This window comes from Staphylococcus sp. GDB9P120P, assembly GCF_017893435.1.
GTDB classification, from domain to species: domain Bacteria; phylum Bacillota; class Bacilli; order Staphylococcales; family Staphylococcaceae; genus Staphylococcus; species Staphylococcus cohnii.
The window spans coordinates 85,020-95,881 of record NZ_JAESNB010000009.1; the positions used below are offsets into that span (position 1 = coordinate 85,020).

The 10,862-nt window shown below is 33.9% G+C and carries 8 protein-coding genes, 6 tRNA genes and 1 rRNA gene; 4 read left to right on the forward strand and 11 right to left on the reverse strand.

Translation table 11 applies throughout. The features are described from left to right. Window positions 1–286 precede the first annotated feature (286 nt). The 4 genes from KA856_RS10765 to KA856_RS10780 are packed head-to-tail and all read left to right on the forward strand — an operon-like array spanning window position 287 to window position 5,433. A complete protein-coding gene (locus tag KA856_RS10765) occupies window positions 287–1,822 on the forward strand; it encodes a PTS mannitol transporter subunit IIBC (protein WP_107384899.1) in 1,536 nt (511 codons plus the stop codon). Between the two features lie 37 nt (window positions 1,823–1,859). Next, a complete protein-coding gene (locus tag KA856_RS10770; RefSeq protein WP_107384900.1) occupies window positions 1,860–3,890 on the forward strand; it encodes a BglG family transcription antiterminator in 2,031 nt (676 codons plus the stop codon). A 5-nt stretch (window positions 3,891–3,895) separates the two neighbouring features. Next, entirely contained in the window at window positions 3,896–4,330 is a 435-nt protein-coding gene (locus KA856_RS10775) for a PTS mannitol transporter subunit IIA (RefSeq protein WP_107384901.1), read from the forward strand. After that, window positions 4,330–5,433, forward strand: coding sequence for a mannitol-1-phosphate 5-dehydrogenase (locus KA856_RS10780; protein WP_107385909.1), 1,104 nt, complete (start codon window positions 4,330–4,332; stop codon window positions 5,431–5,433). The genes KA856_RS10775 and KA856_RS10780 overlap by 1 nt, the downstream gene beginning before the upstream one ends. A gap of 338 nt (window positions 5,434–5,771) precedes the next feature. Here KA856_RS10780 and glmM read toward each other — a convergent pair whose 3' ends face one another. The 11 genes from glmM to rrf form a co-directional block, all read right to left on the reverse strand. Then, the gene (gene glmM / locus KA856_RS10785; protein WP_107523443.1) at window positions 5,772–7,127 is read right to left on the reverse strand and encodes a phosphoglucosamine mutase; all 1,356 of its coding nucleotides are present in this window, start codon (window positions 7,125–7,127) and stop codon (window positions 5,772–5,774) included. Window positions 7,128–7,151: 24 nt separating this feature from the next. Beyond that, window positions 7,152–8,084 (reverse strand): CdaR family protein, encoded by a 933-nt coding sequence (locus tag KA856_RS10790; RefSeq protein WP_210123391.1) that lies wholly within the window; start codon window positions 8,082–8,084, stop codon window positions 7,152–7,154. A gap of 1 nt (window position 8,085) precedes the next feature. Next, complete coding sequence (cdaA, locus tag KA856_RS10795; protein ID WP_019467737.1) at window positions 8,086–8,892, reverse strand: diadenylate cyclase CdaA; 807 nt, start codon at window positions 8,890–8,892, stop codon at window positions 8,086–8,088. Window positions 8,893–9,040: 148 nt separating this feature from the next. Then, on the reverse strand, window positions 9,041–9,946 hold the full coding sequence (rocF, locus tag KA856_RS10800) for an arginase (protein ID WP_107385264.1): 906 nt from the start codon (window positions 9,944–9,946) through the stop codon (window positions 9,041–9,043). A gap of 255 nt (window positions 9,947–10,201) precedes the next feature. Then, window positions 10,202–10,274, reverse strand: a tRNA-Lys gene (locus tag KA856_RS10805). Between the two features lie 3 nt (window positions 10,275–10,277). Beyond that, window positions 10,278–10,352: transfer RNA gene (locus KA856_RS10810), tRNA-Gln, on the reverse strand. A gap of 4 nt (window positions 10,353–10,356) precedes the next feature. Beyond that, window positions 10,357–10,440, reverse strand: a tRNA-Tyr gene (locus KA856_RS10815). Window positions 10,441–10,458: 18 nt separating this feature from the next. After that, a tRNA-Val gene (locus KA856_RS10820) sits at window positions 10,459–10,534 on the reverse strand. A gap of 13 nt (window positions 10,535–10,547) precedes the next feature. Next, window positions 10,548–10,619: transfer RNA gene (locus KA856_RS10825), tRNA-Glu, on the reverse strand. A 3-nt stretch (window positions 10,620–10,622) separates the two neighbouring features. Then, window positions 10,623–10,697 (reverse strand) — tRNA-Asn (locus tag KA856_RS10830). A gap of 13 nt (window positions 10,698–10,710) precedes the next feature. Then, window positions 10,711–10,825 (reverse strand): 5S ribosomal RNA (gene rrf / locus KA856_RS10835). Between the last annotated feature and the right edge of the window lie 37 nt (window positions 10,826–10,862).

Here is a 10,862-nt window from a genome sequence, read left to right on the forward strand (position 1 = left end):
CACTTGCACAGGCGCTTTAATTGATATATTTATGTCAAACTGTCCTCCTTTCCTTCAATACCACTAATTGTACAATGCTTTTGCAACCAAATGCAAATTTTTTATTAACTTCATCCTTAAAATAATTGTAAAATTGTTTTATTATTTAATATTCAAAACTTTCCATATATTAATAGTCATAAACTTGTCAAAAACACTGTGACAAATTTGAGATTACTATTTGTTGTTTATTTATGTAAACACACCTACAATAATAGTTAAATACAGAGAAAAAGAGGTGCAAATTATGTCACAAACAGATGCTCAAGATAATAAAGGGATTGGTCGTAAAGTTCAAGCTTTTGGTTCGTTTTTAAGTAGCATGATTATGCCTAATATTGGTGCATTCATTGCTTGGGGCTTTATCGCGGCAATATTTATAGACGGCGGTTGGTGGCCAAATAAAGATTTAGGTGAATTGGCTGGACCAATGATTACTTATTTAATACCATTATTGATTGCTTATAGTGGTGGTCGTTTAATTCACGAGATGCGTGGCGGTATTATTGCTGCTGTAGCAACAATGGGTGTGATTGTAGCATTACCAGAAACACCGATGTTACTAGGCGCAATGATTATGGGACCACTTGTTGGTTGGTTAATGAAAAAAACTGATGAATTCATTCAACCAAGAACCCCACAAGGTTTCGAAATGTTATTCAATAATTTCTCCGCTGGTATTTTAGGTTTTATAATGACAATCATAGGTTTTAAAATATTAGCACCAATTATGGAATTTATCATGCATATTTTATCCGTTGCTGTTGAAGCATTGGTACATGCGCATCTACTTCCATTGGTAAGTATTATTGTAGAACCTGCTAAAATCGTATTTTTAAACAACGCTATTAACCACGGTGTATTTACACCACTGGGTGCAGATCAAGCTGCATCTGCGGGACAATCTATTTTATACACAATTGAATCAAACCCTGGTCCAGGTTTAGGTGTATTAGTTGCTTATATGATTTTTGGTAAAGGCACAGCTAAAGCTACTTCATATGGTGCTGGGATTATCCACTTCTTAGGTGGTATACATGAAATTTACTTCCCTTATGTATTAATGAGACCGTTATTGTTCGTCGCAGTAATACTAGGTGGTATGACTGGTGTTGCTACTTATTCATTATTAGACTTTGGATTCAAGAGTCCAGCTTCACCTGGTTCATTTATCGTATATATGTTAAACGCACCTAAAGGTGAGTTCTTACACATGATTATAGGCGTATTATTAGCAGCAATCGTATCATTTATTGTTTCATCAATTATTTTAAAATTCACAAAAGAAACAGAAGAAGATTTAGAAGCTGCAACAGAGAAAATGGAAGCATCAAAAGGTAAAAAATCAAGTGTATCTTCTAAGTTAACAGGGAATAGTGATGATAACACTTCAACAACTGCTACTGATGCAACTGACAAAAATAGCGATAGTCAAACAGAAGATGATTTACTAGATAACTATGATACTGAGAATGTAGATGCACATGACTACAGTAAAGTAAGTCACGTTATCTTCGCTTGTGATGCAGGCATGGGATCAAGTGCTATGGGCGCAAGTATGTTACGTAACAAATTCAAAAAAGCTAGCATACAAGACGTTGAAGTAACAAATACAGCGATTAACCAATTACCTAGCGATGCTCAACTTGTCATTACTCAGAAAAAATTAACAGACAGAGCAATCAAACAAGTTCCAAATGCAATTCATATTTCAGTAGAGAATTTCTTAAATTCCCCTAGATATGATGAATTACTAGAAAACCTTAAAAAAGAAGAAAACTAATCACTCACTAAAAAGATATAAATTGGAGGGTATGGCTATGTTTTTGAGTACACGTGAAAAAGAAATTATCGAAATGTTAATTAAGTATCACGGTCAATATGTCACTATTTACGACATTGCTCAACATTTAGCTGTATCCTCTCGTACTATTCATAGAGAATTGAAATCTATTGAACCCTTTTTAGCAAGTTTTAACATTGAATTGGAACGCGTTACGAAAAAAGGATTACAGTTATCTGGTAATTCATCTGCGGTCCATTCATTAAAAAATGAATTAATTCAACAAGTCACGATTGATTTGTCTCAAGAAGAACAAAAAGTAATTATTTTATATGCACTTATCCAAGCTAAAGAACCAATCAAACAATACAGTTTAGCACATGAAATTGGTGTTTCTACTCAAACACTAGCTAAATTACTAGATGAATTAGATGATGAACTAGACCAGTATCAATTAACACTTCAAAAAAAACGTGGTGAAGGTATCCACCTTTATGGTGCTGAATCAAAAAAAAGAGAATTATTAAGCCAATTAATGGTAAATAATTTAAATAGTACGAGCGTTTACTCTGTAATAGAAAATCACTTTGTGTATCAATCCATTAATCAATCCCAGTTACCAATGGTTGATTTAGATAAAATTTTCCAAGTTGAGAGAATTCTTATGGATCATTTGGGACAACTGCCCTATTCTCTTACAGAATCAAGCTATTTAACCTTAACAGTACACATTGTACTCAGCATTGATCGAATGCTTAAAGGCGAATATGTAGCTTTAAATGACGATATTTATAACAGTGTCAAAGACACCTTTGAACACCAAGTGGCTTCAGCTTTAGCATTACATTTAGAGCACATCTACGGTGTTCAGTTCAACCAAGCGGAAGTAACCTTCATCACGATTCATTTACGCGGAGCCAAACGCAAAGAAACTACTGAAGTATTTAAGAATAACAAAGATGATCAACGCATCGAAAAACTTATTCATATGGTTTCAGAGGTTTCCCAGCAAACATTTAAAGACTGGAGAACACTCAGTGAGGGGTTAAAGCTGCATATTATACCAGCAATCAATCGATTAAATGCTAATATTGAAACCTATAATCCTTTAACTGAAATGATTAAACATAAATATCCACGGCTATTTGAAAGTGTGCATCAGGGGTTAATAAAAACGTGGCCGAATTTTAAATTTCCAGAAAGTGAAATTGCGTTTATCGTATTACATTTCGGCGGTGCAATTCAAAAACAAGCGACACCTTTTTATAATGTACTTGTCGTTTGTAGTAGCGGCATAGGTACAAGCCGTTTACTCGCTACTCGGTTACAACAAACATTTAGTGAAATTCAACAAACAGCACAAGCGTCTGTGGGTGATCTTAATTCCATTGATATTCAACAATATGATGCAATTATTTCAACGGTTAATTTAGATATAAGCTTACCTTACCTCACAGTTAATCCATTGTTACCAGATGCAGATATCAATCATGTAGCTGCTTTTCTAAACATGCAACAAGACAAACCACAAACACAAATATTTGATGGCACTGGTACAACTTTTGCAAATCCTGAATATCAATTAGAATATATCCGTAAAGGACTAGAAGTCATTGATTCAATTTATCTTGATTATGCACATACTCAAGATTGGATTACGTATTTAACTGAACAATTATTTAAACATCAAATTATTGAAGATAAGCAGTCATTCGCTGAACTTATTAAGCAACGCATGGATGAACAAGGTTTTGTTTTAGACCCTTATCCCATTGCTATGCCACACTTAAAAAGTGATTTAATTAAGAAGCCATTTATCTTAGTCACTATTTTAGAAAAGCCACTTATGCTTAATAGTAATCAAAATGACAAAGTTTCTGTAACATATTTATTAAATATGTTCATACCTCCAGATGATATCATGGCACAATTTATTAGTGAATTATCTGGAAAAATTGGTGAGTATCTCGATGATATCGACCAATTTATGAAACAACCGGAACAATTAACAGATTTACTTAAACAAAGTTATCTGAAAGCATTACAAAATCAATTAAACATGGAGTGAATGATATGAGTGAATTATTTAGCAATGACAATATTTTTATTAATCAAACAGTGAAAGATCAAAACGAAGCAATTGAAAAAGCAGGACAAGCACTTGTATCAAGTGGTGCAGTTACAGAAGACTATATTCAAGCTATGAAAGATCGCGAGCAAGTTGTAACAACATTTATGGGAAATGGATTAGCTATTCCCCACGGTACAGATGAAGCTAAAACAAGTGTTTTAAAATCAGGCTTAACTTTAATTCAAATTCCTGAAGGTGTTGATTGGGATGGAGAAGAAGTTAAAGTTGTTGTTGGTATCGCAGGTAAAGATGGTGAGCATCTAGATTTATTATCAAAAATTGCCATCACATTTAGTGAAGAAGAAAATGTTGAACGCATTATCAATGCTTCATCAGCTGAAGAAATTAAGCAAGTATTTGAGGAGGCTGACGCATAATGAAAGCATTACATTTTGGTGCAGGTAACATTGGTCGTGGTTTTATTGGTTATATTTTAGCTGATAATGATATTAAAGTTACATTTGCAGATGTCAATGCTGAAATTATTGATGCTTTAGATTCTAAACAAGAATATGACGTCATATTAGCAGACGAAGCAAACACAACAACTCGCGTACACAATGTAGACGCAATCAATTCAGGGCAACCTTCTGCTAAATTAAAAGAAGCCGTATTAGAAGCAGATTTAATTACTACTGCAGTCGGTGTCAATATTTTACCGATTATTGCTAAAACGTTTGCGCCTTATTTAAAAGAAAAAGAAACACCAGTAAATATTGTTGCTTGTGAAAATGCCATTATGGCCACGAATACATTGAAAGAGGCAATTCTAGATATCACTGGACCATTAGATGAACATATTCATTTTGTTAACTCAGCAGTTGATAGAATTGTCCCTCTGCAAACAAACGAAAATATTCTAGATGTTATCGTGGAACCTTTCTATGAATGGGTTGTAGAAAAAGATGCATGGTATGGTCCAGAATTAAACCATATTAAATACGTATCAAATTTGACACCATATATTGAAAGAAAATTATTGACGGTAAACACTGGCCATGCATACTTAGCTTATGCTGGTAGATATAATAATCAACCGACGATCTTAGATGCAATTAATGATAAAATGATCAAACATGATCTAGAAGAAGTCTTGAAAGAAACAAGTCAGTACATTACCAACCAATTTGATTTTTCAACAACTGAACAAGCACAATATGTTGATAAAATTATTGAACGCTTTAAAAATCCGCACCTTTCAGATGAAGTGACTCGTGTAGGTCGAGGTACGATCCGTAAAATCGGACCGCAAGACAGAATTATTAAACCATTAAATTATCTTTATCAAAATAATTTGAAACATCAGGCGTTAATTAAGGCAGCTGCATTACTGTTAAAATATGATGACATGAATGATCAAGAAACAGTAGAAAAAAACAATTATATTAATGAATATGGTGTTGAAACATTCTTAAAAGATTACGCTAAAATTGATGATCAATTAGCATCTGAAATTAGCAAAGAATACAACGTCTTATAGTATTAAATGATTAAAAGATAATATATTTAGTTACAGTATTGAACAATACAATATTTCTAAGTCAAAGGCTGATCCGTTTAAATACGGATTAGCCTTTTTTATGGTTAATTTTTTATAGCTTAGACTGTGCTTGTTAGAGATAAGTTATGATTGTAACTCAATCTTGTAGTTTTTTTATATAGTATTCTACTAAGCATACAACTTATTTTATATAAATTTAAAATATAATTTTATGAACTATCCTATGTTTTTGATACTTTACTAATAAAAAAACTGTCAATACATGTACTAACGCTACCATTAGTACTTGTATTGACAGTTTATAATAAATAAAAAGCTTATTCATTTAGACCCATTTTGTCTTTAACTACATCAGCAATTGTTTGAGCATATCGTTGCGCTGCTTCATCAGTTGCTGCTTCAACCATAACTCTTACTAAAGGTTCTGTTCCTGAAGGTCTAACTAAAATACGTCCTTCTCCGTTCATATCAACTTCTACTCTAGTCATGACTTCCTGAACATCTACATTTTCTTCCACGCGATATTTATCAGTCACACGTACATTGACTAAAGATTGAGGATATTTTTTCATTTGTTTTGCAAGTTGACTTAAGCTTTTACCAGTCATTTTAATAATACTTGCTAAATGCACGCCTGTTAATAAACCATCACCAGTAGTGTTATAATCCATTAACACGATATGACCAGATTGTTCTCCGCCTAAATTATAATTACCTCTACGCATTTCTTCAACTACGTAACGATCTCCAACTTTTGTTTTATTAGATTGAATGCCTTCATCTTCTAAGGCTTTGTAGAACCCTAGATTACTCATGACTGTTGAGACTATCATATTATTATTTAATTCTTGATTCTTGCTCATTGCTTGACCAATGATGAACATAATTTGATCTCCGTCTACGATGTCCCCATTTTCATCAACGGCAATTAATCTATCGCCATCGCCATCAAAAGCTAAACCAAAGTCGCATTCTTCCTCAACTACTTTTTCAGACAGCGTTTCTGGATGTGTTGATCCTACATTATCATTAATATTATAACCATTAGGATTACAACCAACTGTAACTGTATCGGCCTCTAAATCTCCAAATAAAAACGGTGCTAGTGATGAAGTAGAACCATGGGCGCCATCTAAAGCGATTTTCATGCCATCTAAGTTAACATCAATAGTAGATTTTAAATAACTTATGTACTTCTGTGCACCTTCAAAATAATCAGAATAATGCACGATGTCATCCCCTACTGGACGTGGTAATTCTGGGTTTTCTTGATCTAATAATTGTTCAATTTCTCTTTCTTGATCGTCAGAAAGTTTGAAACCATCAGAGCCAAAAAATTTAATACCATTATCTGGAACAGGATTGTGAGATGCAGAAATCATAACACCTAGTTCAGCTTCCATCTCTTTAGTTAAATACGCTACGCCAGGTGTTGATATAACACCTAAACGCATCACTTCTGCACCGATTGAAATCAATCCAGCAATTAATGCAGATTCAAGCATTTCACCAGAAACACGAGTATCTCTACCAACGAGTACTTTAGGGTGCTTTTCACCTTCATTATGGGCTAACACGTAACCCCCAAAACGCCCTAATTTAAACGCAAGTTCTGGCGTTAATTCTTTATTTGCAACGCCCCTTACGCCGTCTGTACCAAAATATTTTGCCATGATTTATATCTCCTTTATAAAAAACTATTTAATATTAATTTTTGCTGTTGTTTCTTTTGGATTAATTTTTGAAACGTCATCTGGTAATTTAAATTCTACATTTTTTTCAGTTGATTCTGTAACACCATCTAAATCGATTTCTGCAGTAATTTCGTCAATATCTTGAATGTCGTTTCTATTACCGAAAATTTCCACTTCTTTTTCATCTAATTTTATATCATCTATTTCTTTACCTTTAGGTAAAGCACCTATTGCTTTAGTTTTAACTTTTACTTTCTTGCTATAATCTTCTACTTTTACACTCAAATTAACTTCATTCGGTTCAATTAATACTTTAATTTTATTAAGGTTTCTGTCAAAAGCAGTGATACGTGCAATATCCGTAGTATCTTTGCTAATTTTATCTTTATCCTTAAACGTAGCTTTTAAATATGCAATTTTATCAATTTGTTTGCTACCACCAGTCACTTTAACTGTTTCAGGTGATACACTTTGATCACTAACTTTATAATTAGCATTTAAATCGTTATCACTCACGTCAGGTTCTACCTTAAGTTTTTTAGTAACTTTTTCTTCAAGATTAACTGTTGTTTCTTTTGGCTTAACTGTATAATCAATGTTTTTATTTAAACCATTGACTTTGAATTGTGTGGTATGCTTTCCAGCTTTCTCACCACTCAGATCAAGTACTGCCTTAATATTTTCACCGTTTTCAGCTTTTAATACTTGAGATTGTGGGCCAGATATTTCAATATCTACCTTACTCGGCACATCGCTAGCATATAACGATTTACTATCATAATTAACTTGCACTGGTACATCTTGAAGTGTTTCCGTAGATTTATGTCCTAATTGGTCAGCATTAAAGATATTACCAAACATGTTATTGACAGATAAGAAAAATACTAGTGCTAAAACTAATGCTATTAATCTTAAGCCCCATTTACTTTCTAACATATTAATTCACACCTTTCTCTTGAAAGTGTGTGCCAAACCAATGTTCAGCCAATAATTCTTCAAATGCTTCATTTGATATATCTTTTCTCAATTTTCCATCAAATGTGACTGAAATAGATCCAGTTTCTTCAGATACTACTACTGTAAATGCATCTGAAACTTCTGAAATACCTACAGCTGCTCTATGTCTTGTTCCTAAACTTTTAGCTATTTTAGCACTGTCTGATAGTGGCAAATAACTGGCAGCACTTGCAATTTTGTTCGCTTGAATGATCATAGCACCATCATGTAAAGGTGTATTAGGTATAAACACATTAGTCAATAATTCTTGAGAAATTTCAGAATTCATTGCTATACCTGTTTCAATATAATCTTGTAATCCTGTTTCTTTTTCAAATACGATTAATGCACCAATACGACGTTTAGCCATATACTGTACTGCCTTAGAAACAGACGAAATAAGTTTGTCCTCATCACTATTCAAACTTGTGGAATAGCGTTTAAATAGACTTCCTCTACCCAGTTGTTCTAAAGCGCGTCTAATCTCCGGTTGAAATATAACAATTAAAGCTAAAACACCCCATTGTATTACTAAATCAAACAAACGAGATGTCGCTGTTAAATTTAACATTTTACTCACTTGTTGGCCGATTACAATTACAACAATACCTTTCAGTAATTGAATCGCTTTTGTACCTTTAAATACTGTAATGAGAAGATAAAGTACATACCATACAATGAGCAAATCGAGTACACTAGCAATTATTTTGACTGTACTCCAATCATCAAAAAAGTTGGATAAATCCATAACATCTCCTCCGGTTATCTGTTCCCATGATATATATTATACCAATCATAACACTAACTGTCATATTAAGTATTAAATTTTTATCATAAAATTAAAAGGAATATAAAAAGGAATAATATGGAAATAATGCCATATTATTCCTTGTTTTTTATAATAATGTTTCACCAAAGAAACTACCTACTAAAGAAACTGCCTGTTCTGCTGTGTGATTATTCATATCTATCAATGGATTGACTTCTACTAAATCCATTGAAGTGATTAAATTTGACTTATGTAATAATTCAAGTGCAAAATGACTTTCCCTATATGTTAAGCCTCCCAGCACTCGTGTACCAGTTCCTGGTGTTTCAGCTGGATCTAAAGCATCTACATCTAATGATAAATGAATGCCATCTGTTTTAGATTTCAAATAATCTAAAGTTTGTTCCATCACTTGTTTAATGCCTAGTTTATCAATATCTGCCATTGTATATGTTTTAATATTATTTTCTTTAATGTATTGACGTTCTCCCTTATCTAAATCTCTCATGCCTATAAGCACGATATTTTCTGGTTTAACTTTAGGTGCAAAATTAGAGATATTCACTAAACGTGAATCACCTTCTCCGGCTAATACCCGTAGTGGCATTCCATGTATATTACCAGAAGGTGATTCCTCAGGTATATTTAAATCACCGTGAGCATCATACCAAATGACACCTAAATTCTCATAGTGTTTACTGATACCCGAAATAGAGCCTATTGCTATGGAATGGTCTCCACCTAAAATAAGTGGAAAATTGCCATTATCAACACTTTGCCCTACTGTTTCACTGAGTTGATTAGATACTTCTACTATTTCATCTAAATTACGTAAGCCTTTTTGAACTGAGTTAAACTTCTCTAAACGCATTGCAGGAACATTAATGTTACCTGAATCTTTAACATCAATTCCAATATTTTGTATTCGTTCTACAATACCTGCATATCGAATTGCATCTGGACCAAAATCTACCCCTAATTTTTTTTGGCCATAAGTCGAAGGTGCACCAATAATCTCTACTAATTTATCCATAAAAAAACCCCTTTGTTTGCGTTTGATATTAGGATAATCTAAAGTGATATGACTTTCAAGTTAATACAAGCGCCCTCAATTGTAAGATTTTAAGCAAATTACATAAAGAAACAAAAAAACGATTTTTAATTCAAAATAACTAAATATAGCAATGTAATTTTATAGTTTTAAACAAAAAAATGTATATACTAAATATCAAAAAATTTTTCATTTATAAAAAAACAAAAAAGCATTCCCAAAGGAATGCTTAAAAAGTGAGCCATAGAGGATTCGAACCTCTGACCCTCTGATTAAAAGTCAGATGCTCTACCAACTGAGCTAATGGCTCTAATGGCTGGGCTAGCTGGATTCGAACCAGCGCGTGACGGAGTCAAAGTCCGTTGCCTTACCGCTTGGCTATAGCCCATTAATGGTGGAGGGGGGCAGATTCGAACTGCCGAACCCGAAGGAGCGGATTTACAGTCCGCCGCGTTTAGCCACTTCGCTACCCCTCCGCATTATTAAATTAGCAATGGTGGAGGATGACGGGTTCGAACCGCCGACCCCCTGCTTGTAAGGCAGATGCTCTCCCAGCTGAGCTAATCCTCCAATATGTATAAAATGACCCCGACGGGACTCGAACCCGTGTTACCGCCGTGAAAGGGCGGTGTCTTAACCGCTTGACCACGGGGCCATATGGCTCCACAGGTAGGACTCGAACCTACGACCGATCGGTTAACAGCCGATAGCTCTACCACTGAGCTACTGTGGAATAATGAAATATTGCCTGGCAACGTCCTACTCTTGCGGAACGTAAGTCCGACTACCATCGGCGCTAAGGAGCTTAACTTCTGTGTTCGGCATGGGAACAGGTGTGACCTCCTTGCTATAGTCACCAGACAATATCATGTATAACTATTATACATTCAAAACTAGA

Bases quoted from the DNA above. Each gene is read 5' to 3' on its own strand.
- KA856_RS10765 (WP_107384899.1), top strand. From the start codon at position 287: ATGTCACAAACAGATGCTCAAGATAATAAAGGGATTGGTCGTAAAGTT.
- KA856_RS10770 (WP_107384900.1), top strand. From the start codon at position 1,860: ATGTTTTTGAGTACACGTGAAAAAGAAATTATCGAAATGTTAATTAAG.
- KA856_RS10775 (WP_107384901.1), top strand. From the start codon at position 3,896: ATGAGTGAATTATTTAGCAATGACAATATTTTTATTAATCAAACAGTG.
- KA856_RS10780 (WP_107385909.1), top strand. From the start codon at position 4,330: ATGAAAGCATTACATTTTGGTGCAGGTAACATTGGTCGTGGTTTTATT.
- glmM (WP_107523443.1), bottom strand. From the start codon at position 7,127: ATGGCAAAATATTTTGGTACAGACGGCGTAAGGGGCGTTGCAAATAAA.
- KA856_RS10790 (WP_210123391.1), bottom strand. From the start codon at position 8,084: ATGTTAGAAAGTAAATGGGGCTTAAGATTAATAGCATTAGTTTTAGCA.
- cdaA (WP_019467737.1), bottom strand. From the start codon at position 8,892: ATGGATTTATCCAACTTTTTTGATGATTGGAGTACAGTCAAAATAATT.
- rocF (WP_107385264.1), bottom strand. From the start codon at position 9,946: ATGGATAAATTAGTAGAGATTATTGGTGCACCTTCGACTTATGGCCAA.